General features: G+C 67.3%; 23 protein-coding genes. 12 read left to right on the plus strand and 11 right to left on the minus strand.

The annotated features are described in order from the left end of the window. Window positions 1-7 precede the first annotated feature (7 nt). The 6 genes from BJG93_RS26570 to BJG93_RS26595 all read left to right on the plus strand — a co-directional run bounded on the left by BJG93_RS26570 (window position 8) and on the right by BJG93_RS26595 (window position 5,345). Window positions 8-1,231 (plus strand): ATP-grasp domain-containing protein, encoded by a 1,224-nt coding sequence (locus BJG93_RS26570; protein ID WP_027195063.1) that lies wholly within the window; start codon window positions 8-10, stop codon window positions 1,229-1,231. After that, window positions 1,194-2,237, plus strand: coding sequence for a methenyltetrahydromethanopterin cyclohydrolase (mch, locus tag BJG93_RS26575; RefSeq protein WP_027195064.1), 1,044 nt, complete (start codon window positions 1,194-1,196; stop codon window positions 2,235-2,237). The genes BJG93_RS26570 and mch overlap by 38 nt, the downstream gene beginning before the upstream one ends. Then, window positions 2,234-3,229 carry an ATP-grasp domain-containing protein gene (locus BJG93_RS26580; protein ID WP_027195065.1) on the plus strand — a complete coding sequence of 332 codons (996 nt, stop codon included), beginning with the start codon at window positions 2,234-2,236 and terminating at the stop codon, window positions 3,227-3,229. Before mch ends, BJG93_RS26580 begins: the two co-directional genes overlap by 4 nt. Window positions 3,230-3,234: 5 nt before the next feature. After that, the gene (locus BJG93_RS26585; RefSeq protein WP_027195066.1) at window positions 3,235-4,185 is read left to right on the plus strand and encodes a triphosphoribosyl-dephospho-CoA synthase; all 951 of its coding nucleotides are present in this window, start codon (window positions 3,235-3,237) and stop codon (window positions 4,183-4,185) included. Window positions 4,186-4,283: 98 nt separating this feature from the next. Continuing rightward, on the plus strand, window positions 4,284-4,793 hold the full coding sequence (fae, locus tag BJG93_RS26590) for a formaldehyde-activating enzyme (RefSeq protein WP_027195067.1): 510 nt from the start codon (window positions 4,284-4,286) through the stop codon (window positions 4,791-4,793). A gap of 174 nt (window positions 4,794-4,967) precedes the next feature. After that, the gene (locus tag BJG93_RS26595) at window positions 4,968-5,345 is read left to right on the plus strand and encodes a hypothetical protein (protein WP_027195068.1); all 378 of its coding nucleotides are present in this window, start codon (window positions 4,968-4,970) and stop codon (window positions 5,343-5,345) included. Window positions 5,346-5,402: 57 nt separating this feature from the next. Here BJG93_RS26595 and BJG93_RS26600 read toward each other — a convergent pair whose 3' ends face one another. Then, window positions 5,403-5,909 carry a dihydroneopterin aldolase gene (locus BJG93_RS26600; RefSeq protein ID WP_027195069.1) on the minus strand — a complete coding sequence of 169 codons (507 nt, stop codon included), beginning with the start codon at window positions 5,907-5,909 and terminating at the stop codon, window positions 5,403-5,405. 391 nt (window positions 5,910-6,300) lie between these two features. On the opposite strand from BJG93_RS26600, the gene BJG93_RS26605 reads away from it, so the two are divergent. Genes BJG93_RS26605 through BJG93_RS26615 form a run of 3 tightly spaced genes read left to right on the plus strand, consistent with a single transcriptional unit; the run spans window position 6,301 to window position 10,351 of the window. Next, window positions 6,301-8,355 carry a sigma-54-dependent Fis family transcriptional regulator gene (locus tag BJG93_RS26605; RefSeq protein ID WP_027195070.1) on the plus strand — a complete coding sequence of 685 codons (2,055 nt, stop codon included), beginning with the start codon at window positions 6,301-6,303 and terminating at the stop codon, window positions 8,353-8,355. Beyond that, a complete protein-coding gene (locus BJG93_RS26610) occupies window positions 8,352-8,990 on the plus strand; it encodes a flavoprotein (RefSeq protein WP_027195071.1) in 639 nt (212 codons plus the stop codon). Before BJG93_RS26605 ends, BJG93_RS26610 begins: the two co-directional genes overlap by 4 nt. Next, window positions 8,969-10,351: a DUF6513 domain-containing protein gene (locus BJG93_RS26615; protein ID WP_027195072.1), complete on the plus strand. Its 1,383-nt coding sequence runs from the start codon at window positions 8,969-8,971 to the stop codon at window positions 10,349-10,351. The genes BJG93_RS26610 and BJG93_RS26615 overlap by 22 nt, the downstream gene beginning before the upstream one ends. Before the next feature lie 13 nt (window positions 10,352-10,364). Here the strand turns inward: BJG93_RS26615 and rpe are convergent, their stop codons facing one another. From rpe to BJG93_RS26650, 7 genes are all read right to left on the minus strand, one after another. Then, complete coding sequence (gene rpe / locus BJG93_RS26620; protein WP_027195073.1) at window positions 10,365-11,072, minus strand: ribulose-phosphate 3-epimerase; 708 nt, start codon at window positions 11,070-11,072, stop codon at window positions 10,365-10,367. Window positions 11,073-11,094: 22 nt separating this feature from the next. After that, the gene (gene fba / locus BJG93_RS26625) at window positions 11,095-12,132 is read right to left on the minus strand and encodes a class II fructose-bisphosphate aldolase (RefSeq protein WP_027195074.1); all 1,038 of its coding nucleotides are present in this window, start codon (window positions 12,130-12,132) and stop codon (window positions 11,095-11,097) included. Window positions 12,133-12,244: 112 nt separating this feature from the next. Continuing rightward, entirely contained in the window at window positions 12,245-13,117 is an 873-nt protein-coding gene (locus BJG93_RS26630) for a phosphoribulokinase (protein WP_027195075.1), read from the minus strand. Between the two features lie 66 nt (window positions 13,118-13,183). Further along, a complete protein-coding gene (locus tag BJG93_RS26635) occupies window positions 13,184-14,287 on the minus strand; it encodes a class 1 fructose-bisphosphatase (RefSeq protein WP_027195076.1) in 1,104 nt (367 codons plus the stop codon). A gap of 27 nt (window positions 14,288-14,314) precedes the next feature. Then, entirely contained in the window at window positions 14,315-15,307 is a 993-nt protein-coding gene (cbbX, locus tag BJG93_RS26640) for a CbbX protein (protein WP_027195077.1), read from the minus strand. 45 nt (window positions 15,308-15,352) lie between these two features. Beyond that, the gene (locus tag BJG93_RS26645; protein WP_027195078.1) at window positions 15,353-15,781 is read right to left on the minus strand and encodes a ribulose bisphosphate carboxylase small subunit; all 429 of its coding nucleotides are present in this window, start codon (window positions 15,779-15,781) and stop codon (window positions 15,353-15,355) included. A 115-nt stretch (window positions 15,782-15,896) separates the two neighbouring features. After that, entirely contained in the window at window positions 15,897-17,396 is a 1,500-nt protein-coding gene (locus BJG93_RS26650; protein WP_027195079.1) for a form I ribulose bisphosphate carboxylase large subunit, read from the minus strand. Window positions 17,397-17,879: 483 nt separating this feature from the next. On the opposite strand from BJG93_RS26650, the gene pqqA reads away from it, so the two are divergent. The 3 genes from pqqA to BJG93_RS26665 all read left to right on the plus strand — a co-directional run bounded on the left by pqqA (window position 17,880) and on the right by BJG93_RS26665 (window position 19,431). Further along, window positions 17,880-17,954, plus strand: coding sequence for a pyrroloquinoline quinone precursor peptide PqqA (gene pqqA / locus BJG93_RS26655; protein WP_113062024.1), 75 nt, complete (start codon window positions 17,880-17,882; stop codon window positions 17,952-17,954). Window positions 17,955-18,059: 105 nt separating this feature from the next. Further along, a complete protein-coding gene (locus BJG93_RS26660; protein ID WP_027195081.1) occupies window positions 18,060-18,659 on the plus strand; it encodes a DUF447 domain-containing protein in 600 nt (199 codons plus the stop codon). A gap of 25 nt (window positions 18,660-18,684) precedes the next feature. Beyond that, window positions 18,685-19,431, plus strand: a complete 747-nt coding sequence (locus BJG93_RS26665; RefSeq protein ID WP_027195082.1) for a (5-formylfuran-3-yl)methyl phosphate synthase — start codon at window positions 18,685-18,687, stop codon at window positions 19,429-19,431. A gap of 7 nt (window positions 19,432-19,438) precedes the next feature. On the opposite strand, the gene BJG93_RS26670 is transcribed toward BJG93_RS26665, so the two are convergent. The 3 genes from BJG93_RS26670 to BJG93_RS26680 all read right to left on the minus strand — a co-directional run bounded on the left by BJG93_RS26670 (window position 19,439) and on the right by BJG93_RS26680 (window position 22,326). Beyond that, window positions 19,439-20,029, minus strand: a complete 591-nt coding sequence (locus tag BJG93_RS26670; RefSeq protein WP_027195083.1) for an amino acid kinase family protein — start codon at window positions 20,027-20,029, stop codon at window positions 19,439-19,441. A gap of 147 nt (window positions 20,030-20,176) precedes the next feature. Beyond that, window positions 20,177-21,289 carry a hydantoinase/oxoprolinase family protein gene (locus tag BJG93_RS26675; protein ID WP_027195084.1) on the minus strand — a complete coding sequence of 371 codons (1,113 nt, stop codon included), beginning with the start codon at window positions 21,287-21,289 and terminating at the stop codon, window positions 20,177-20,179. Then, window positions 21,286-22,326, minus strand: a complete 1,041-nt coding sequence (locus tag BJG93_RS26680) for an ATP-grasp domain-containing protein (protein ID WP_027195085.1) — start codon at window positions 22,324-22,326, stop codon at window positions 21,286-21,288. Before BJG93_RS26680 ends, BJG93_RS26675 begins: the two co-directional genes overlap by 4 nt. Between the last annotated feature and the right edge of the window lie 3 nt (window positions 22,327-22,329).

Raw genomic sequence — 22,329 nt, forward strand, 5'->3', positions numbered from 1 at the left:
GGCCATGATGAAGTCGCACCGCCCGCTCACGCATGCGCCGTTCGTCGCGCTCGCCGGCTTGTCCGCGCGTTGGCTCGCGCAGTCGGCGGCGCGCGCCGGCCTGCGCGTCGCCGCGCTCGATATCTTCGGCGACCGCGACACGCGCGAGGCCGCCGAGCTATGGTTCGACGTTGGCGCCGGTGATGGCGCGCTCGCGCTCGATCGCGCGCGGCTCGTCGATACGCTTGCGCGCGTCGCGCGTCTGCCCGGTTTGCTCGGCTGGATCGGCGGCAGCGGGCTCGAACCTTTGATGCCGCGCTTGTGCCGCGAATCCGGCTTGCCGCGCTTTCTCGGCAACGATGCCGAGGCGATCGCGGCCGTGCGCGAGCCGCGGCGTTTCTTCGCGCTGCTCGACGCGTTGCGCATTGCGCATCCGGCTGTGTCGTTCGAGCGGCCCGCGACGGCCGAGGGCTGGCTGTTCAAGCGGGCGGATGGCTGCGGCGGCACGCATATCAAACCGGCTTTACGCTTGGACGCCGCGACCGATTCGACGCGCGGCTACTTTCAGCGGATCGGCCAAGGCCGCCCGCTCTCGGCGCTTTTCATCGGCGTGCGCGGCCGTGCGCATCTGATTGGTTTCGCCGAGCAACTGATCTGCGCGATCGGCGATCTGCGCTTCGTGCACGCGGGCTCGCTCGGGCCGATCGACCTGCCGCCAGCGTTCATCGCGCACGCGCAGCAAGCACTCGACGCGCTATGCGCGCGCACCGGCCTCGTCGGCATCAACAGCTGCGACTTCCTATCCGACGGTGCCTCGTTCGACGTGCTCGAAATCAACGCGCGCCCCTCATCGACGATGACGCTGTACGAAACCGCGTCGCCCGATGCCTGGCCAGCCGGCCTGCTCGCCTGCCACCTCGACGCATGCCGCCACGCTCGCGCGCCGTCGGCCGCGAGCCTCGCGCTCGCCCGCGAGCCGCGCTGGCGCGCCGGCCAGCGGGTGCTGTTCGCCCAGCGGCCGTTCAGCGTGTCGGCGGCGTTCTCCGACGCCTGCCTGCGCGATCCGCAATGCCGCGACGTGCCGATGCCGGGCACCCGCATCGACGCAGGGCAGCCGGTGTGTACGCTGCACGTGCGAGCGGCATCGGTGGACGCGGTGCGCGCCGCGCTCGATGCGCAGCACGAACGCGTCGTCCAACGAATCGAAACCTGCGATGAAACCGACCATGCCTGCCTCGACGCCCATTACTGACGGCTCGCCGCCCGCCGCGTTGCCGAGCGTGAACGCGTTGAGCGAGCGCCTCGTCGCACGGCTCGTCGATCACGCGGCGCAACTCGGCGTCGCGCTCACCCGCACGGCCGACGGCACCGTCATCGCCGACGCCGGTGTGGACGCACGCGGCAGCCTCGACGCGGGCGTGCTGATCGCGCGCATCTGCATGGGCGGTCTCGGCCGCGTCGCGGTACGCGCGAACTTCGACGCCGCGCCGTTGTGGCCGACGATGCTCGAGGTCAGCACGTCAGCGCCGGTGCTGGCCTGTCTCGGCAGCCAGTACGCGGGCTGGAGTCTGTCGGCAACCAGGGAGCAGACGGGCGGCAAGAAGTTCTTTTCGCTCGGCTCGGGGCCCGCGCGCGCGCTCGCGGTCAAGGAGCCGCTATTCGAGGAGCTCGGCTATCGCGACCGCCACGAACGCGGCGCGTTGGTGCTCGAAGTGGACCGCCTGCCGCCGCCGGTGGTGATCGACAAGGTGCTGCACGACTGCGGCCTCGCGCCCGAGCACCTGACGCTGATCGTCACGCCGACACACTCTGTCGCGGGAACAGTACAGGTGGTCGCGCGGGTCGTCGAAGTTGCGCTGCACAAAGTGCACGTGCTCGGCGTGCCGCTCGACGAGATCGTCGCGGGCACGGGCTCGGCGCCGCTGCCGCCGCCCGCGCCCGACGGCATTCAGGCGATGGGCCGCACCAACGACGCGATTCTGTACGGCGGCCGCGTGCATCTGAGCGTCGTGCACGACGAGATCGCGCGACGTCTCGCCGAGAGCCTGCCCTCCGCCAACTCGCGCGACTACGGCCGGCCGTTCGCGGACGTCTTCACGGCCGTCAACTTCGACTTCTACCAGATCGATCCCGCGCTGTTCGCGCCGGCCGAGGTGTGGATCAGCAGCCTCGAAAGCGGCGCGACCTATCATGGCGGCCGCGTCGACGCCGGCCTGTTGCACAAACAGTGGGGCGGCGAGTCCGTCGCGCGCCGATGATCACGCCAGGCCTGCGCATCGCGATCATGACCGACGAAACCGGCTGGCACACCGGCCGGCTGAAAAAAGCGTTCCGCGCGCGCGGCGCCGAAGCGCGTTGCGTCGATCTCGCGGATTGCCGGATCGACACCACGTGGCTGCCGCACGGCCTCGTGGTGCCGGGCTTCGGCCGCACGCTGCCGGACGCGGTGTTCGTGCGCGGCATCGCCGGCGGCACCTTCGAACAGGTGACGCTGCGGCTCGGCATCCTGCACGCGCTGCGCGAATCGGGCGTACCGGTCTACAACGACGCGCGCGCGATCGAACGCAGCGTCGACAAGTCGATGACGAGCTTCCTGCTGCATCGCGCCGGCGTACCGACACCGGCCACCTGGGCCGTCGAATCCGCCGCGTTCGCGCAACGCGTACTGATGCGCGAAGCCGCCGCCGGCCGCCAGGTCGTGCTCAAGCCGCTGTTCGGCTCGCAAGGTCACGGGCTCAAACGGCTCGGCGCGCGCGGCGGGCTGCTCGCGCCGTTGCCGTCGCTCGCGCGCTATCGGCAGGTGGCCTACTTGCAGCGCTTCGTCGCGAGCGGCCGGCCCGGTTTCGACTGGCGCGTGCTGGTGATCGGCGGCAAGGCCGTTGCGGCGATGCGGCGCAGCGGCGGCAAGGGCTGGATCCACAACGTCGCGCAAGGCGCGCGCTGCGAGAGCGCCGAACTGACGGTCCCGCTTGCGCAGACCGCCGTACGCGCAACCGCCGCGCTCGGGCTCGACTACGCGGGCGTGGACCTGATCCCCAACCCCGACGACGCCGCGCTGCCGCTCGTGCTCGAAGTCAACGGCGTGGCCGCGTGGCGCGGGTTGCAGTCGGTGGTGCCGCTCGATGTCGCGGCGGCGCTCGTCGACGATCTGCTCGATCGCAAGCTTGCCGCGCAGCGGCGCGCGAACGAGCCGGCCGAGCCAGCCGCTAGCGCGGGATTGCCTGAGCAGTCGGCGGCGCGCCGGGCTTGAGTGCCATGCCCGAGACTCGCGCGATCCCCTTCGAGCATGCGCGCGCGGCCTTCCTCGAAGCCTGCGCGCTCGACGTCACCACGCCGAAACCCGGCAACGTCAGCACGCAAAGCCCCGGACACGGCATGGACGCGGCGCAGTTCCTGGCCAGCGCGGACGCGTCGCTCGACGCGCTATTCGCGCGCGGCGCCAAAGTCGGGCAGCGCATTCTCGACGCGGTCACGCGCACCCGCGCGGCGGTCGGCTGCAATACCAACCTCGGCATCGTGCTGCTCGTCGCGCCGCTCGCCGCGGCCCTCGACGCAACCGGCGACCGGCCGTTATCCGCGCAAACGTGGCGTGCCGCCACGGACGACGTGCTGAGCAGCCTCGACCTCGACGACGCACGGCTGGCCTACCGCGCGATCGCGCTCGCCAACCCCGGCGGCCTCGGCGACGCGCCCGAGCAGTCAGTCCACGCGCCGCCGACGGTCGGCCTGCGCGAAGCGATGCGGCTCGCCAGCGAGCGCGACAGCATCGCGCGGCAATACGCGAACGGTTTCGCGGACCTGTTCGACACCGGCCTCGCCGCGTATCAGGAAGCCTTGCCGCGGGCGCACGAAACTGCGCCCGGAAATCCAGCCGAACGCGCGATGCTCAACGTGTTTCTCGCGTTCCTCGGCGGCTGGCCCGACTCTCACATTGTGCGCAAGCACGGGCTCGCGCTGGCGCAGAGTGTCACGTTGATGGCACGCGAGCAGCACGCGCGCTGGCACCACACTCCGCCGGCCGCGCGCCGCTCGGCAAGCGATCCGCAGCTCGATGCCTGGGACGCCAAACTGAAGGCACAGGCGATCAATCCCGGCACGAGCGCCGATCTCGCGGTGGCCACGCTGTTCGTCGCGCGCTGTATCGCGGGCGCGGTGAGCCCTCGATCGCACCGGCCGGACACGACTGGCACGGAACCTGTTAGTTAGTACCGCCGTGCATCCCGCACCGCTCTCGCGATGCTTATCCGGACGATCGCGGGCGGCGCCTCGTCGGCAGGTCCATACCTACTCATTGGAGGAACAGAATGGCCAAGATCAACCGCGTCATGATCGGCGAGTCGCTCGTCGGAGACGGCAACGAGGTCGCGCACATCGACTTGCTGATCGGACCGCGAGGTTCGGCTGCGGAAACCGCGTTCTGCCACGCGCTCACCAACAACAAGGACGGCTTCACGTCGCTGCTCGCGGTCGTCGCGCCCAATCTCATCACGAAGCCCAATACGATCCTGTTCAACAAGGTGACGATCAAAGGCGCCAAGCAGGCCGTGCAGATGTTCGGGCCCGCGCAGCACGCGGTCGCGCTCGCGGTGGCCGACAGCGTCGAGGACGGCACGATTCCGCAAGAAGAAGCCGACGATCTGTTCCTCTGCGTCGGCGTGTTCATTCACTGGCAGGCGGAGGACGACAAAAAGATCCAGCAGTTCAACTACCAGGCGACGCGCGAGGCGATCAAGCGCGCGGTCAGCGGCGACCCGAGCGCGGCCGACGTGGTGGCGAAGAAGGGCAGCGTCGCGCATCCGTTCGCGCCGAACTGACCGCGCATGCTCGCGCAGGGGACGTGGCGCCGTTAGCGGCGGCGTTAGCGATGCTATTCGCGGCGTCATTGCCGGCCCCGTCTCCTCGCGCATCCCGGGGCCTCGCGGCCGCCAGACACGCACCTCGCGCAGCGGTTCGCGAAGCCGCTTCAATGCTTTTCGCAGAGGCATTCAATGACCAACAGATGTCGCGCGCTTCTCGCCTTTACGTCGCTCGTGCTCGCCGCGCCGCTCGCGTGGGCGGACGGCTACAACTATCCGACCGAGGGCCGCGTCGAGTACGTGCTCAGTTGCATGGACGATAACGGCCACGATTTCGCGAACGTCTACAAGTGCTCGTGCGTGATCGACAAGATGGCCGCGTCGTTGCCGTATGACGAATTCGTCGACCAGTCCACCTTCTCGAAGTACGCGACGCTCGGCGGCGAAGGCGGCGCGGAGTTCCGCGTCGATCACGCGAAGGCGCAAACGAAACGATTCCGCGCGCTGCAAACCAGCGCGTATCAGGCGTGCGGACTCGGTCCGCAGAAAGCTTCGACGGTGGCGAAATGAACGGTGGCTGAACCGCGCCGGGCGCCCGGCTAGGCGCCCCCAGCTAGGCGCCCCCTTTCAATTCGGCACCAGCCCCTCGCCTAGCGACGCGTAACGCGCGAGCCCCACGCCCGCCGCCGAGCCATCGCCGCGACGCCGCTCGATCTGCACGCCGACGGCCGCAAGGTCGGCGAACTTGGCCGGTTTCGCGAGCGATACGCGCACCCAGTGCGCGCCGAAGTCGGCGATCAGCAGTTGCGCGATCGTCTCGGCGAGCGCCTCCAGCAGCCGCACGCGATGCGACGCGAATAACGCGAGCAGCGCCTCGCGCACGGCGGCGTAGTTGACCGTATCTTCGATGCGGTCCGTAGTGCATGCGCGGATCGCGGGCACGCCAATCGCGAGGTTCACGCGCACCGGTTGCGCAACGTGCAACTCGCTGCTGTCGATACCGACGACCGTCTGGCCGATGAAATTCTCGATGAATACGATGTCGAGCCGCTCGGGCAACGCACCGGCATGCGAGCCGGGATTCGCGCCGAGGCTGGACAATGCGGCAAGGCGAACAGTATCGATACGATCCATGATGGTCTCCGCCGCGGCGCGGCCCATGATTGAACAGCTTGTGATGAAGAACGGGACAGTAGAACAGTAGAACTGAACGGCGCGCGACACACTCTGTGTCGAAGCTGCGACAGGCATGCAACGTGCAAACCGGATAACGCGGTCACTCAGGCGGTCACGCAGCGAGAAAAGCAAATTCCGGGCACAGTGAGGTAAACCCAATGTGACTTTCTGTTGAACCGATGTTGTATCGGGCGTACAGTTTTAAATACCCGCCTGGTAGCAGGGCCGGTCGCGAGCGCGCAAGCGAACCGAGATTTCGCCGCACCGAAGACACACAGGCTTGATAAAGCGGCATTCGCGGCGTGCGAAGCACTCACGCGTGCGAAATGACGCAACGGAGACAGATCCCATGTCGTTGCTTGCTGATAGCAATACGCACGTCCGGGAAGTTCTAAACGTCGTCAACCACCAGTTGACCACCCGACCGACAAGCGAATCCGTCGCTCAATCGTGGACGCGCTGCATCAACGAATTCCAGCTGGACCCCGCCCGTTTCGTACCGCCACCGGTGCTCACCGAGTACGAGCTCAGCGCCCGCCGCGAGGCGCTCGGCGATCTGATCGCGTGTTCGAAGCTCGAGATGACGACGCTCTATCAGCAACTGGCCGACCCCGAACTCGCGGTCGTGCTCGTCGATTCGGGCGGCGTGATCGTGCATCAGGTGTCGTCCGTGCCGTTCGCCGAGGCGGTCGCCGGCGACGGCTTTCGCGTCGGCGCGCTGTGGAGTGAACGCGAAGCCGGCACCAACGGCATGGGCACCTGTCTCGCGGAGCGCGACTGCATCGCGGTCTGTCAGCACGAGCACTTCTATCCGCGCTATACGTCGCTCACGTGCTCGGCCGCGCCGATCTTCGACGACGGCGGTGAAATCGCCGGCGTGCTCGACGTCACGAGCCGCTCGAAGCTGCTGCAGCAGCACTCGCTGGTGCTCGTCGGCATGTCGCGGCAGATGATCGAGAACCGTCTGCTCGATGCGCGCTACCGGCACGCCAATATGATCCATTTCCACAGCCGCCCGGAATTCGTCGGCACGCTGCACGGCGGCAAGCTCGCCGTCGGCGACGACAGCACCGTGCTCGCCGCGAATCGCAGCGCGCTGTTCCAGCTCGGCTTCCGCTCGCTCGCCGAACTGCGCGGCCGGCGCATCGAGGAAGCGTTCAATGCGTCGCTCGAAGACATGATCGCGCGCAGCATTCGCGGTTCGTTCCATCCGGTCACCGTCTACAGCGCGAACGCGACCAACCGCTTTTTCCTCGTCGCGCAGACGCCGCAAAACGCCAGCGGGCGCATGACGCGCGTGCTCGTCTCCGACTCCGCGGTGCGCAGCAGCGCACCGGAAAAACACGAAAAGCGCGCGCCCGCGCCGAAGCTCGACGAAATCGCTCACCTCGAATTCGGCGACCCGCGCATGGCCTCGCAGATCCAGTTGGCCGCGCGCGTGATCCAGCGCAAGATTCCGATCGTGCTGCGCGGCCAGACCGGCACCGGCAAGGAAGTGTTCGCGCAGGCGCTGCATAGCATCAGCCCGCACGCCGACGGTCCGTTCGTGCCGGTCAACTGCGCGTCGCTGCCGGAGAATCTGATCGAGAGCGAACTGTTCGGCTATCGCGCGGGCGCATTCACCGGCGCGCAGCGCGAAGGGCGGCGCGGCAAAATCGTGCAGGCCAATGGCGGCACGCTGTTTCTCGACGAGATCGGCGACATGCCGCTCGTGCTACAGGCGCGTCTGCTGCGCGTGATCGAGGAACACGAGGTCACGCCGCTCGGCGCCGAAACCACCGTCAAGGTCAATTTCCAGCTGATCAGCGCGAGCCACCGCAATCTGCTCGAACTCGTGCAGACCGGCCAGTTTCGCGAGGATCTGTACTACCGGCTCAAGGGGGTCGAACTGAATCTGCCGGCGCTGCGCGAGCGCGTCGACAAACTCCCGCTGATCCATCATCTGCTCGCGAACGAAACCGACGATCCGCCCGACCTGACGCCGGAAGCCGAACACGCGCTGCTGACCTACGCGTGGCCCGGCAACATCCGTCAACTGCGTCATGTGTTGCAAATGGCGGTCGCACTGTCAGACGGTGAGCCGATCCGTTGCGAGCATCTGCCGCCCGAGGTCACGCAACGCGCGTCGGTGCTCGACCTGCCCACCGCGTTGCGCCTTGCGAACGCGGACATGGACGGGCAGCTCGCCGACGAGGCCGACATCTCGTCGCTGAACGCGATCCAGCTGAACGAGCGCGAAACGGTGCTGTCGCTGCTCGACGAGCATCGCTGGAACGTCAGCAACGTCGCCAAGGCGCTCGGCATCAGCCGCAACACGCTGTACCGCAAGATGCGCCGGCTGCATATCCGGCTGTCGCACGAAGGCTCGCCGCCCGACGGCATGCCGCTCGATCTCGACGCATGACCGAGTCGTCCCCCCGGTCCCCCGGGTCCGCCAGCGAGCCGGCCCGCAAGGGCGCCCGCGATCTCGCCGAGTTCAAACCGGACGCGCGCTTCGCGTGGTGCGTGACCGGCTCCGGACACATGCTCGAGGAATCGATCGCGCTCGCGCGGCGCTTGCCGCGCGTCGATCTGTTTCTCTCCGCGGCGGCCGAGGAAGTGCTGCCGCTCTACGGCTGGCCGCTCGACAAGCTGCGCGAACATTTCCGCGTGCTGCGCGACAACAGCGCGAGCGGCGTGCCGGTCGGCATGCTGTATCACGGCATCTATCACACGGTCGTGATCGCGCCCGCCACCAGCAACACGGTCGCCAAATGCGCTTGCGGCATCTCCGATACGCTGCCGACCAATATGTACGCGCAGGCCGGCAAGCAATGCATCGCCGGCATCGTCTTTGCATGCGACACCGAACCGAGCGTGATCACGCATAGCCCGGACGAGTGGGTCGAACTGCGGCCACGCGCGATCGAGCTCGACAATGTCGAGCGTCTGGCGCGCTTCGAATACACGACGCTCGTGCGCTCGCTCGACGAACTCGAAGCCGCCCTCGCCCAACGCCTCGCGACGCTCGATCTCGCATGGACCACCTCCTCTTCCTGACCGGCCGGCTTGCCGAACCGAGCCTGCGGCGCGTGCTCGACGGCATGGCGCCGACGCCGTTCAGTTGGGAGGTGCGCGAGATCGGCTTGCAGGTCGCCGCATTGATGACCGCCGAGATGATCCAGCGCCGCGTGAGCGCGCCGCTCGCCGCGCAGCGCGTGATCGTGCCGGGCCGCTGCCGCGGCGATCTCGACGCGCTGAGCGCGCACTACGGCGTGCCGTTCGAACGCGGTCCCGAGGAAGTCAAGGACTTGCCGCAGTTTTTCGGCCGCAAGGCGCAGCCGTTCGATCTGCGTCGCTACGACACCGAGATTTTCGCCGAGATCGTCGATGCGCCGCGGCTCGACCTCGACGGCATCGCCGCCCGCGCGCGCGAGTATGCGGCCCAGGGCGCGGACGTCATCGACATCGGCTGTCTGCCGGATACGCCGTTTGCGCATCTCGAAGACGCGGTGCGGCGGCTGAAGGCCGAAGGGTATCGGGTGAGCGTCGATTCCATGCGCGACGACGAACTGCTGCGCGGCGGCCGCGCGGGCGCCGACTATCTGATGAGCCTGAACCTCGACACGCTGTGGATCGCCGACGAAGTGCCGTCGACGCCGATCCTCGTCGCGCGCGAACCCGCTGATCCGGCCTCGCTCGACGCCGCGATCGACGCGCTTCGCGCGCGCGGCCGGGCGTTTCTCGCCGATCCTATTCTCGATCCGATTCCGTTCGGGCTGGCCGCGTCGATTGCGCGCTACGTCCGCTTGCGGGAGCGCTATCCCGACATCGCGATCATGATGGGCATCGGCAACGTGACCGAGCTGACCGAGGCTGACACGAGCGGCATCAACGCGGTGCTGCTCGGCATGGCGGCCGAACTGCACGTCAGCGCGGTGCTCACGACGTCGGTGAGTCTGCATGCGCGGCGCGCGCTGCGCGAAGCCGATGTCGCGCGCCGCGTGATGCATGCGGCGCGCGCGGCACAGGTGCTGCCGAAGGGCATCAGCACCGAACTCGCGACCGTCCACGCGAAACGCCCGTTTCCGTACAGCGCGCAAGAGATCGACGAACTGGCGCGCAGCGTGCGTGATCCGAATTTTCGTGTGCAGATCAGCGCCGACGGCATTCACGTGTACAACCGCGACGGCCACCGGCGCGGCGACGATCCGTTCGCGTTCTACCCGCAGCTGAACCTCGAGACCGACGGCGGCCACGCGTTCTATATGGGCGTGCAGCTTGCGCGCGCCGAGATTGCATGGCGGCTCGGTAAGCGCTTCGATCAGGACCAGTCGCTCGACTGGGGCTGCGCGGTCGACCGGCCTGAAGAAGATTTGAGCGCATGGTGCGCGCCGGGCGAGACGATGAAGAAGCGCTGAGAACGCAGCGCCGTCACTGCATCGCGGCCGCACCCGCGTATTCGTCGACGGTAGCCAGTTCGCCGCGCATGCCGCGAATTGCCTGCGCGCGATCGCCCGCGCCGAACACGGCCGATCCAGCGACGAACACATCGGCGCCCGCGGTGGCGACCCGCGCGATGTTCGACGCCTTCACGCCGCCGTCCACTTCGATCAGCAAGGTCCGCCCGGTGCGCTGCATCGTCGTGTCGACGCGCTCGCGCAGCAGCCGCAGCTTGTCGAGCGTTTCAGGAATGAACGCCTGGCCGCCGAAGCCCGGATTCACCGACATCACCAGCACGACATCGAGCATCTCCAGCACGTGATCGAGCACCGTGAGCGGCGTCGCCGGATTCAGCGCGAGTCCCGCGCGCGCACCGTGCGAGCGGATCAGCTCGATAGTCCGATGCGCGTGCAGCGTCGCCTCCGGATGAAAAGTGATCAGATTCGCGCCGGCCTCGGCAAACGCCGACACCAGTGGATCGACCGGCGTGGTCATCAGATGTACGTCGAACGGCAGTGACGTGTATGGCCGGATCGCCGAGCAGACCAGCGGCCCGACCGTCAGGTTAGGCACGTAGTGGTTGTCCATCACGTCCAGATGAATCCAGTCCGCGCCGGCCACCGTCACGTCGCGAATCTCGTCGGCGAGCCGGGCAAAATCCGCCGACAGCAGCGACGGAGCAATCAGAAATTCGCGCATCGCGTTCTCCATACCTGTGGCGTTAGTGATAGCGGCTCGCCATCGTGTCGAGCGGCAGCGGCTTGATGCGCGCCGCCTGCCCCGCGCAACCGAACGCCTCGAAACGCTCGACGCAGATCGCGCTCGCCGCCGCGGTCGCAGCCTTCAATGCCGCGCGTGGATCGAACTCCGAGCGGGCATGGGCGAGCGACTTGCGCATCGCGCCGCTCATCGCGAGACGGATGTCGGTGTCGATGTTGACCTTGCGCACGCCCTGCGCGATACCGCGGCGGATTTCGTCGACGGGCACGCCGTAGGTGGTCGCAATCTCGCCGCCGTACTCGCGGATCACCGCGAGCCATTCCTGCGGCACCGACGACGAACCGTGCATCACCAGATGTGTGTTTGGAACCCGCGCATGAATCGAGGCGATCCGGTCGATCGCGAGAATATCGCCGGTCGGCTCGCGGCTGAATTTGTACGCGCCGTGCGACGTGCCGATCGCGATCGCGAGCGCGTCGACGCCGGTCGCGTCGACGAAGCGCCGCGCTTCGTCGGGATCGGTCAGCAGATGCTCGCGCGTCAGCTTGCCTTGCGCGCCGACGCCGTCCTCTTCGCCCGCGGTGCCGGTTTCGAGCGAGCCGAGACAGCCCAGTTCGCCCTCCACCGACACGCCGACCGCGTGCGCGGCATCGACCACGCGCCGGCTCACGTCGACGTTGTAGTCGTATGCGGCGGGCGTCTTCTGATCGGGCAGCAGCGAGCCGTCCATCATCACCGATGTAAAGCCCGAGCGGATCGCCTGGTGACACACCGCGGGACTGGCGCCGTGATCCTGATGCAGCACGAGCGGAATATCCGGGTGAGCCTCGAGCGCGGCGAGCACCAGATGACGCAAATAGGGCTCGCCGGCGTACTTGCGCGCACCGGCCGACGCCTGCAGGATCACCGGGCTGTCGGTGGCCTCGGCCGCGCGCATGATCGCCTGGATCTGCTCCATGTTGTTGACGTTGAACGCCGGCACGGCGTAGTCGTGTTCGGCCGCGTGATCCAGCAGTTGCCTCAGGGTGATGAAAGCCATTGCGTGCTCCCTCGATATGAAACGAAATCTTCTTGAGCGGCATGCCCGGATATCCCGACTGTGCGGCGTGGACCGCGTCGATCGGGAGCATGCCCCGCGCGTCGGCCACCGCTCAGGCGCGCGAGCGTCGGTCGATCAGTTGCAGGATCATCGGCGTAAAGATCAGCTGCATCGCCAGTCCCATCTTGCCGCCCGGTACGACGATCACGTTCGGGCGCGACATGAACGAGTCGTGCAGCATCGTCAGCAGATACTGGAAGTCGATGCCCTTCGGCCGCGCGAAGCGGATCACGACGAAGCTCTCGTCCGGCTGCGGGATCTCTCGCGCGGTAAACGGGTTGGATGTGTCCACGGTCGGCACGCGCTGGAAGTTCACATGCGTGCGCGAGAACTGCGGGCAGATGTAGTTCACGTAGTCGGGCATGCGCCGCAGGATCGTGTCGACCACCGCTTCGTGCGTGTAGCCGCGCATCGTCTGATCGCGGTGCAGCTTCTGGATCCATTCGAGGTTGATGATCGGCACGACGCCGATCAGCAGATCCGCATGCCGCGCGATGTCGACCTTGCCGGTCACTGCCGCGCCGTGCAGTCCCTCGTAGAACATCAGGTCGGTATTGGACGCGACGTCCTGCCACGGCGTGAAGGTGCCGCCGTCCTGCTTGTACAGCTGCGCTTCGGCCGCGTCGTGCACGTAGTGGCGAAGCTGACCGCCGCCGTTTTCGCCGTAGCGCGTGAACAGCGTTTCCAGCTCTTCGAGCAGATTCGCTTCCGGACCGAAGTGGCTGAAATTCGGCACGCCGTCGCGTTCGCGCTCCTGCATCGCCGCACGCATGCCGTTGCGGTCGTAGCGATGGAACGCATCGCCTTCGACGATCTGCGCATTGATGTGCTCGCGTCTGAAGATATGCGTGAAGCTCTTCATGACGGTGGTGGTGCCCGCTCCGCTCGAGCCGGTCACCGCGATGATCGGATGTTTGACTGACATGCGTTTGTCTCCGGATGACTGTGTTATCTGCGCCGTGCGCTGTGCGCACCGGCGGTCAGTCGCTCATCACGCCGTGAAATCCGGCAGGAACAGCGAGCGCGTGCCGAACAGCGGCGACGTGAAGGGCTTGTCCTCGCCGCGGTCGTATTCGCCGTGATAGCGCGCAATCCGCTCGACCTCGTTCCTCGAGCCGAGAATCACCGGCACGCGGCCATGCAGCGCGCGCGGCGCGACATCGAGAATGCGCTCGCGGCCGGTGATCGCGAGGCCGCCCGCCTGCTCGACCAGAAAGCTCATCGGATTCGCTTCGTAGAGCAGGCGCAGGCGCCCTTCCATCGCCGGCGTTTTCGAATCGCGCGGGTACATGAACACGCCGCCGCGCATCAGGATGCGATGCACTTCCGCGACCATCGACGCGATCCAGCGCATATTGAAGTCGCGCTCGCGGCAGCCGCTGCGGCCGTCCTTGCATTCCTGCACGTAGCGGCGCACCGGCGGCTCCCAGAAGCGCTCGTTCGACGCGTTGATCGCGAACTCTCCCGTTTCTTCCGGAATCCGGATGTTCGAATGCGTGAGCACGAAGTTGCCGATGTCGCGCTCCAGCGTGAAGCCATGCGTGCCATTGCCGACCGACAGCACCAGCATCGTCGACGGTCCATACACGGCGTAGCCGGCCGCGACCTGCTCGCAGCCCGGCCGCAGGAAGGCCGCTTCGCTGGTCGCATCCTCCGCGAGGTCGCGCGTGCGCAGCACCGAGAAGATCGAGCCGACCACGCCGTTGATGTCGATATTCGACGAGCCATCGAGAGGATCGAACGCGAGCAGATATTCGCCGCGCGGATAGCCCGGCGGAACCGCGTAGACGTGCTCCATTTCCTCGGAGACCATCGCCGCCAGCAAGCCGTCCCACTCGCACTGCTGCACGAAGATGTCGTTGGTCGAGACGTCGAGCTTCTTCTGCTCCTCGCCGTGCGTGTTGAAGGTCTGCGCGGAACCGTAGTGACCGCCGAGCGCGCCTTTGGTCAGCATCGCCGACACGGATTTGATGGCTGCCGCCACGTCGATCAGCAGCGCGCAGAGTGCTGCGGGGTCGCGCGTGTCGTCCAGACATGGCGGTCGATCGAGGGTGTCGATCAGGAACTTCGAAAGTGTCGTGCGTCCGTCCTGCATGGCGTTCTCCGTCGAGGGTGTCGTGATTCAGCCCGGCGGCGCCGGGACGGCGCGCGCGGTGCAAGGCGATGGCGACGGCTGCTGCGGCTCGTCGAACACGCGGCTCGCGCGCACGTCGGCGGCATCGATCAGCGTCAGCGTGGCGGCGTCGATCGGCTCGCCGCCTTGCAATGCGTCAGCGAACAGGCGGTTTGCCTGGCGCAGCCGCGCGCGGTCGAGCGCATTGCGTACCGAGCGTGCGTTGGCGAAATTCGGCTGGCGGATGCGGCGTGCCAGATAGTCGCCGAACGCGCGGCGCGACGCCGCATCGAAGCGGTAATGCAGGGTGCCGAGCATCCGCTCGGCGATCTCGAGCAGCTCCGTTTCCGCGTAGTCGGGGAACGTGATGTGATGCGCGATGCGAGACCGGAAACCCGGATTGCTCTCGAAGAACACTTCCATCCGCGCTGCGTAGCCGGCCAGAATCACGACCAGGTCGCTGCGCTGGTTCTCCATCGTCTGCAACAGGATTTCGATCGCTTCCTGCCCGTAGTCGCGCTCGTTCTCCGGGCGATACAGGTAGTACGCTTCGTCGATGAACAGCACGCCGCCCATCGCGCGCTTGAGCACGTCGCGCGTTTTCGGCGCGGTGTGGCCAATGTACTGGCCGACCAGATCGTCGCGCGTGACCGACACCAGATGATTGCGGCGAATGTAGCCGAGCCGGTGCAGCACTTCGGCCATGCGCAGCGCGACCGTCGTCTTGCCGGTGCCGGGATTGCCGGAGAAGCACATGTGCAAGGTCGGCGCGCCGCCCGCGAGACCCAGCGAAGCCCGCGCACGTTCGACCAGCAGATGCGCGGCCACTTCGCGAATGCGCGTTTTCACGGGCGCGAGCCCGACCAGATCGCGATCGAGTTCGCCGAGCACGGCGCCGATGCCCGAGTCGCGGTACAGCGCCGCGAGGTCGATGTGGGGCGCGGCGGCGTCGCTGTGCGCGGTAGACGCGAAGCGTGCGTCCACGGTGGCGGCGTCTGTCATGGTTCCTCCTCGCTGCGGGTGGGGTCGTGCGACCTGTTATAGGCATCAGCCCGCCGCGCCATAGCGCTCGCCCGCGGGCCGGTCGCCCGCATAGCCCGTCATGCTGTAGCGCTGCGTGCGTCCCTGCGCGTCCTGGCGCAACAGGCGGAAGCCCGGCTCCACGTCCGGCCGGTTGACGATGAACGACAGGCGCATCGTCTCGAAAGTACGCACCGAGTCGAACGCGTTGACCTTGATGTAGTGCTGCGGCCGCGCCTCGCGGCAAGCCCTGACCTCCTGCAATACGCCGGCCGCGTCGTGCAGGTCGAACATCGGCAGACCCCACATTTCCCAGTAGGTGTTGCGCGGATGCGGGTCGTCGGTGAATTCGACCGAACAGGCCCAGCCCTGGCGCAGCGCGTAATCGATCTGAAGGCCGATCTCTTCGTCGGTCAGCTCGGGCAAAAAAGAAAACGTTCCTTGAGTGATACGCATGACGAACCTCGTGGATGGATGTCGCGTTAGAACGGCGTCAACGGTGCCCCACGCGGTGCCGTTGCACCGCGTGGCGGAGGCGCTCGCGAGCGCTCGCGGGAAAAGCTCGGCTTGGCTAGGCCGCCGTCGGCGTGGCGGCGAAATCGGGCGTATCGGTCGATGCGTAGTTGAAAGTCACGTCGCGCCATGTATCGAGCGCCTGCTTGAGCGGCGTGCACCAGCGCGCGGCGGCTTCGAGCACGTCGGGCCCTTCGCGCAGAATGTCGCGGCCCTCGTTGCGCGCCTTCACCATCGCTTCGAGTGCGACGCGGTTCGCGGTCGCGCCGGCCTGGATGCCGGCCGGATGGCCGATCGTGCCGCCGCCGAACTGCAGGATCGCGTCGTCGCCGAACAGGTCCAGCAGCTGATGCATCTGCCCCGCGTGAATCCCGCCCGAGGCGACCGGCATCACCTTGCGCAAGCCGGCCCATGGTTGATCGAAGAAAATGCCGCGCGACAGATCGACCGTGTTGTGCGCGTCGCGGCACACGTTGTAGTAGCCCTGCACCGACAGCGGATCGCCTTCGAGCTTGCCGACCGCGGTACCCGCATGTGCGTGGTCGACGCCCGCCATGCGCAGCCATTTGGCGATCACGCGAAACGAGATGCCGTGGTTGCGTTGCCGCGTGTACGTGCCATGCCCCGCGCGATGCAGGTGCAGGATCATGTCGTTCCTGCGAGCCCAGCGCGACATCGACTGGATCGCGGTCCAGCCGATCACGAGGTCGATCATCACGATGCAGGAACCCAGTTCCTTGGCGAATTCGGCGCGCTCGTACATGTCCTCCATCGTGCCGGCCGTCACGTTAAGGTAATGCCCTTTGAGCTCGCCGGTTTCGGCCTGGGCGCGGTTCACCGCGTCCATCGCGAACAGGAAGCGGTCGCGCCAATGCATGAACGCCTGCGAGTTGATGTTCTCGTCGTCCTTCAGGAAATCGAGGCCGCCGCGCAGGCCTTCGTAGACCACGCGTCCATAGTTCTTGCCTGACAGACCGAGCTTTGGCTTGACCGTGGCGCCGAGCAGCGGCCGTCCATATTTGTCGAGCCGTTCGCGCTCGACGACGATGCCGGTCGGCGGCCCCTGGAAGGTCTTCAGATACGCGACGGGAATGCGCATGTCTTCGAGCCGCAACGCCTTCAGCGGCTTGAAGCCGAACACGTTGCCGATGATCGACGCGGTCAGGTTCGCGACCGAGCCCTCTTCGAACAGATCGAGTTCATAAGCGATGTACGCGAAGTACTGCGGTTCGTCGGCGCGAGAAACCGGCACCGGCTCGACGCGATACGCCTTCGCGCGATACATGTCGCAGGCGGTGAGCCGGTCGGTCCACACCACCGTCCACGTCGCGGTCGACGATTCGCCGGCCACCGCGGCCGCCGCTTCCTCGGGTTCGACACCGGGTTGCGGCGTGATGCGAAAGAGCGCGATCACATCGGTGTCTTTCGGTTCGTAGTCCGGTTGCCAGTACCCCATCTCGCGGTATTTCATCACGCCTGCCGCGTACCGCTCGCGCGGATTGAGCGGATCGCGCGCATGAGGTTCGGGCTGGATCGGCGGTTGACTGAAATCGTTCATGACGTGTCCTCGAAGATGGCAGGCGCGCTGCCGGAAGAACCAAGCGCTTGAGTTGCACTGTAGGCACGGACACGCCCAAGGGGAATTCACGATTTTATTTGGCAGACTTAACGGATCCGTTATCGCTATCACATCGTGAGGTTGTTTTTCGAGCCATGCGACGCGAATGAGAGCAGAATGTATCGGTGAGCGATGCGGGCATGATGTGACAGCGCAATCGAATCAGCGGATCGCGATGGAACACTTTGCTTCGTTTTCGCCACACCGCGCGGCGGCTTGCATCGGGCAACCCGCGCGGACGCCACGGCGCGGCGCAATTCGCCGGGTGCTGTATTGCCTGTCGTATGCACGCCCGCCTGGCCGGCCGGCACGCTCATGGGCACGGAGCTTGCGTCATGCCGGTTGCCGTCGACACCGGGCATCATGCCGGCCGGCGGCGCAACGCTGTTCCAACCGTAGTTTCAACCGATGGAGAAAGCACCTATGCAATGGACGACTCCAAGCTATACCGACGTACGCCTCGGTTTTGAAATCGTGATGTATGTCGCTACGCGTTAAGCCCGCAACCGGGCCGCACGCCGCGGCCCCTTTGCGGTTCCAATCTGTGTTCGACCTCTGCTGACGGCCGGCCTTTCGGCGCTGTCGGGACACACGTTCCCAGCCATGATCCACGAAACGATCGTCACCACGGCAGCGTGCGATGGCCGTCCTCATATCGCGCCGATGGGCGTGCGCTACGAGGGTGAGCGCGTCATCCTTGCGCCTTTCCGCCCGTCGGTCACGCTCGACAACGTCATCGCGACGCGCGCGGCGGTGCTGAATTTCACCACCGACGTGCGCGTCTTCGCGGGCTGCGTCACGCACTGCGCGACCGATTGGCCGACCATGCGCGCCAGCCACGTCGCGAGCGTGCGTCTCGCCGAATCGCTCGCGCACGCCGAGCTGGAACTCGACGAACTGCGCGACGACGCCGAGCGCCCGGTGCTGGTGATGAAATGCGTGTACCGCGAAAACCACGCGCCGTTCCCGGGCTTCAATCGCGCGCAGTCGGCTGTCGTGGAAGGCGCGATTCTGGTAAGCCGGCTCTTCATGCTGCCGGCCGACAAGGTAGATCGCGAAATGGCGTATCTGCAGATCGCGATCGACAAAACCGCCGGCGAAAACGAGCGCACCGCATGGGGCTGGCTCGTCGCCGCGGTCGCGCGATATCGCGCGAGCCTCGAAGGCGCGGCGACTCAGGCCGCTACTTCGGTCCATCACTGAACCCCTTCCCCCGCGGAGAACCCCGATGACCGCATTGCTCGCGAGCGTTCGCTCGGCTGACGAAGCATTCGACGCCGCGCGCGCCGGCGCCGAGCTGATCGATCTCAAGGAGCCGAACGACGGCGCGCTCGGCGGCCTGCCGATCGGCGCCATCACGAACATCGCGCGGCAGCTGCGCGCGCGCTACCCGGTCAAGCCGATCAGCGCGGCGATCGGCGACGTGCCCGCCGATGCGTTCGACGAGATCGCCGCGCGCGTGATCGACGTCAGCGACGCCGGCGTCGACTACGTGAAGGTCGGCGTGGCGCGCGGACCCGCCGCGCGCCGCTGCATCGAGCAGCTCGCGAATCTGCCGGCCACCGTCGTACCGGTGCTGCTGTGCGACGGCGGCATGGACGACGAGCTGGTCAGCCACACCGCGGCGCTCGGCTTTGCCGGCCTGATGTTCGATACCGCGAGCAAGGACAGCGGCACGCTGTTCGATCACGTCGACGTCGACACGCTCGCGCGCTGGTTGCGGCTCGCGCGCCAGCGCGGCGCGATGGCGGGCATCGCGGGCGCTCTCGGCTGGGCGCAACTGCCGCAGATCCGCGCGCTGGCGCCCGACGTGGCCGGTTTTCGCACGGCGCTGTGCGCCGACGGGCGACGCTCGCGGCTCGACCCCGAGCGCGTCGCGCAATGGGCGAGCGCGCTGCATCGGCCGGCCGCAGAGGCACGCGTCGATAGCGCCGCGCCGTTGCCGGGCTCGACGACGAACGCGACGCGGCTCTAGCAGTCGCTCACATCACCGGAATATTCAGCAAACGGTCGCGCATCAGCGCGACGTTGCTCTTGTCGAGCAGCTCGACCACATAGTTCGCATCGCTCACGTAGTCGACGAACCTGCGGTCGACCACCCCCGCCGCGGCCAGCGTTTCGAGCGGATCGTCGGCGGCGATCGGACAGGATTTCACGACGACGAGCCGCTCCGCGTTGAGCATCGTCGATAGCCAGGCGGCGAGGCTGTCCGAGGTCGTGTCCCAGTTGCTCATCGCGTCGGGCGTGTCGCGCATCAGCGCGGTGGGCACCCACACGGCCACATGGCCGTCGCGCAACGTGCGGCGAATCTTCGCCTCGCTCGACGCGATCACCAGTTCGGGCGAGACGCCCTGCATCAGCAGCGCGTATTGCGTCATCGCAAGCAGACACATGTTATGCGCGGCCAGGTCGTCGAAGTTCCACTCGCCCTGGTACTGGCGCACCTTGTCCGCGAAATCGCCGCCGCCGGGCACGATGACCACGCGTCCGCCGCCGACTTCGCATAGCTCGCTGAGCCAGTGGCGCAGCGCCGGGTCGTGACTCAGGCTGCCTCCGATCTTGACCACCCACATGACTGTTGCCCTCACGTCCAGTTGAGTGCCCGGCCCGGGTCGCGTCGTTTTGCAACCTCGTTCATCACCGAACTTGTCCCGCTCGCCCTCTCGGCCCCACTGTGCCTCTTTGCGCTACCCATGCGCGGGCGCGCCGCATCCGTCTCCTCATGCGACGCGCGCGGCGAAGCCACGCGTGCGTTGCCGTCGGGCTTCCGGTTGTTCGCGCGCCGCGAGCAGCGCGACCGCCACGCTCGGCGCGCAGGTCGCCGCCCACGCCGCGCAAGCTTCCGGCACGCCCGCCAACGCGCCGAAGTCGATATAGCCGCGCGCTTCGTCGCGCGCCAAGGCGGCGACGAGGAAACGGCCGCAGCCGGCGCTCACCAGCGGCGCGGTCGCGAGCGCCGGATGCGCGGCGACCACGCGCATCAGATTCGCGCCGATTTCGCGCAACTGCAGCGCGCGCCAACGTCGCGCCAGGTGCAGCCATTCGAGCTCCGACGCGTCCTGCGCGTCACGCCCGATCATCCGCGCGAGGCGCACGCGGCTCGCCGCCTGCGTTTTCGGCCCCTGGTCGGCACTCGGCTGCACGTCGTGCAGCGGGTCCAGTTCGCCCGTCAGCCGGTAGACGTCGGCGGTCGTCGCAAACCATTCGTTCATCACGTTGAGCGTGGCGCCGCCGAATTCGACCCGATGCGCGACGCCGCACAACGGCGTGCGCACGACGCCGTGGTAGACGAGTTCGCCGGTCGCGAGCCGGCCCGCATCCGTCGCGGCGCGCGCGACGACGCGGCCGTCGACGATCGGAATGATGTCGGTGGTGGTGCTGCCGATGTCGATCAGCAACGCGTTGGCCATGCCCGTAGCGACCCAGCTGGCGGTTGCCAGCCAGTTGGCCGACGCGACGTGACGCCAGCCGGCCGCGCAGTCGGCGGCGGCGAGCCAGCCGGCGGCGCCGGCATAGAAATGCAGCGATGAACCGAGCCGCTGCGCGAGCGCGGCGACGATCGCGCGCACGCCTTCGGCGCGATCCGCGAACAGGTCGACCATCTCGCCGGTCATCGTCACCGCATGCTGCGCGGCATCCGTGCGAGCCTGCGGCCAGCGCTCGAAAACGAGGTCGATCGTGCGATGCAGATGGTCGAGTCCCTGCCATAGCGGACACGGCCATTGCGCGACGTCGAGCACGGTGCCGCCGCCGTCGACGAGCGACACCTTCACGTGCGCGCCGCCGACGTCCCAGCCGAACCGCGCCGCCGGGTTCGAGCGGGCGGGGCTCAAGAGCGCACCTCGAGCGCCGGCGCATTCACGCGCGGCGCGCCGCTGCGCTCAATGCGCACGCCGTGCGCGCTCAGCAGCGCGCGTGTCAGTGCGCTCCCGCGCGCCGCCGACAGCCCCGCGAAAGCGACCGTCAAACGCGGATTCACTTCGATCACGACTGGCCCGCGTTGCGGATGCCACACGACGTCGATGCCGACGAAGCCGCACAGTCCCGGTATGGCTCGCGCGACGCGTTGCGCGAGCGTGTCGAGCGTGCGACCCATGTCGCTGCGACGATCGATCTGATCGACCAGCACGCCGTCGAACTCGACGATCCGCGCGGCGTCGCCCGACGCGCCGCCGCTCAGGCCGATCTGCTGACGGTTGATGCTGACGAGCTCGGCAGCGTCGCCGTGGCAGATCAGCGACAGGCTCAACGGCTCGCCCTCGACCCACGCCTGCAGCACCGGATTGCGCGCCGCGGCCGCGCGCGCGTCGTATTCGGCGCAGGCATCGGCGAAACTCTCGTACACGACCGTGTCCAGGCCGCCCGCGCCGTCGTCCGGTTTGACGACCCAGCGGTCTGCGTGCCGCGCCGCCGTGTCGCCCGGTTCGAGCGCCGGCGTCGTCGCAATGCCATGCGCGGCAAAACACGCCGCGCTCGCGCTCTTGCTCGACGCGACGCGGATCGCTTCCTTCGTGCAGCCGAGCCAGCGCACGGTGCCGACCGCATCGTGAAAGCGCAGCAGCAGCCCGTCGCATTCCGGCGCGACGACCCACGCGTAATCGTGCTCGCGCGCCGCGCGCGCGACGAATGCCGTCATCGATTCGCCGGGCGCGGCCATACAATGAGCGCCGCCCGCCGCTAGCGTTTCGAAGCGTGAGGTCGCGAAGCTCACGTGCACGCCGTCGAGTTCACGCAGAGCGGCCACCAGCGCGTCGCGCATCACGCGTCCTTCGACAATCAGCGCGCTCAAATCGGCAAGACTGCCAGGGTCGGCGAACTCGGGGTCGATGCCGCCGCCGGTGAGATACTCATAGACAAAGATCTTGGTCAAAGG

It is taken from the genome of Paraburkholderia sprentiae WSM5005 (assembly GCF_001865575.2).
GTDB classification, from domain to species: Bacteria; Pseudomonadota; Gammaproteobacteria; order Burkholderiales; family Burkholderiaceae; genus Paraburkholderia; species Paraburkholderia sprentiae.

What these genes read in the sequence shown, in the direction of transcription:
- BJG93_RS26585 (WP_027195066.1), top strand. Translation starts at nt 3,235, where the DNA reads ATGCCCGAGACTCGCGCGATCCCCTTCGAGCATGCGCGCGCGGCCTTC.
- BJG93_RS26660 (WP_027195081.1), top strand. Translation starts at nt 18,060, where the DNA reads ATGATCCACGAAACGATCGTCACCACGGCAGCGTGCGATGGCCGTCCT.
- fae (WP_027195067.1), top strand. Translation starts at nt 4,284, where the DNA reads ATGGCCAAGATCAACCGCGTCATGATCGGCGAGTCGCTCGTCGGAGAC.
- cbbX (WP_027195077.1), bottom strand. Translation starts at nt 15,307, where the DNA reads ATGACAGACGCCGCCACCGTGGACGCACGCTTCGCGTCTACCGCGCAC.
- rpe (WP_027195073.1), bottom strand. Translation starts at nt 11,072, where the DNA reads ATGCGCGAATTTCTGATTGCTCCGTCGCTGCTGTCGGCGGATTTTGCC.
- BJG93_RS26665 (WP_027195082.1), top strand. Translation starts at nt 18,685, where the DNA reads ATGACCGCATTGCTCGCGAGCGTTCGCTCGGCTGACGAAGCATTCGAC.
- BJG93_RS26630 (WP_027195075.1), bottom strand. Translation starts at nt 13,117, where the DNA reads ATGTCAGTCAAACATCCGATCATCGCGGTGACCGGCTCGAGCGGAGCG.
- fba (WP_027195074.1), bottom strand. Translation starts at nt 12,132, where the DNA reads ATGGCTTTCATCACCCTGAGGCAACTGCTGGATCACGCGGCCGAACAC.
- mch (WP_027195064.1), top strand. Translation starts at nt 1,194, where the DNA reads ATGAAACCGACCATGCCTGCCTCGACGCCCATTACTGACGGCTCGCCG.
- BJG93_RS26570 (WP_027195063.1), top strand. Translation starts at nt 8, where the DNA reads ATGAAGTCGCACCGCCCGCTCACGCATGCGCCGTTCGTCGCGCTCGCC.
- BJG93_RS26670 (WP_027195083.1), bottom strand. Translation starts at nt 20,029, where the DNA reads ATGTGGGTGGTCAAGATCGGAGGCAGCCTGAGTCACGACCCGGCGCTG.
- BJG93_RS26580 (WP_027195065.1), top strand. Translation starts at nt 2,234, where the DNA reads ATGATCACGCCAGGCCTGCGCATCGCGATCATGACCGACGAAACCGGC.
- BJG93_RS26645 (WP_027195078.1), bottom strand. Translation starts at nt 15,781, where the DNA reads ATGCGTATCACTCAAGGAACGTTTTCTTTTTTGCCCGAGCTGACCGAC.
- BJG93_RS26605 (WP_027195070.1), top strand. Translation starts at nt 6,301, where the DNA reads ATGTCGTTGCTTGCTGATAGCAATACGCACGTCCGGGAAGTTCTAAAC.
- BJG93_RS26615 (WP_027195072.1), top strand. Translation starts at nt 8,969, where the DNA reads ATGGACCACCTCCTCTTCCTGACCGGCCGGCTTGCCGAACCGAGCCTG.
- BJG93_RS26600 (WP_027195069.1), bottom strand. Translation starts at nt 5,909, where the DNA reads ATGGATCGTATCGATACTGTTCGCCTTGCCGCATTGTCCAGCCTCGGC.
- BJG93_RS26595 (WP_027195068.1), top strand. Translation starts at nt 4,968, where the DNA reads ATGACCAACAGATGTCGCGCGCTTCTCGCCTTTACGTCGCTCGTGCTC.
- BJG93_RS26650 (WP_027195079.1), bottom strand. Translation starts at nt 17,396, where the DNA reads ATGAACGATTTCAGTCAACCGCCGATCCAGCCCGAACCTCATGCGCGC.
- BJG93_RS26610 (WP_027195071.1), top strand. Translation starts at nt 8,352, where the DNA reads ATGACCGAGTCGTCCCCCCGGTCCCCCGGGTCCGCCAGCGAGCCGGCC.
- BJG93_RS26635 (WP_027195076.1), bottom strand. Translation starts at nt 14,287, where the DNA reads ATGCAGGACGGACGCACGACACTTTCGAAGTTCCTGATCGACACCCTC.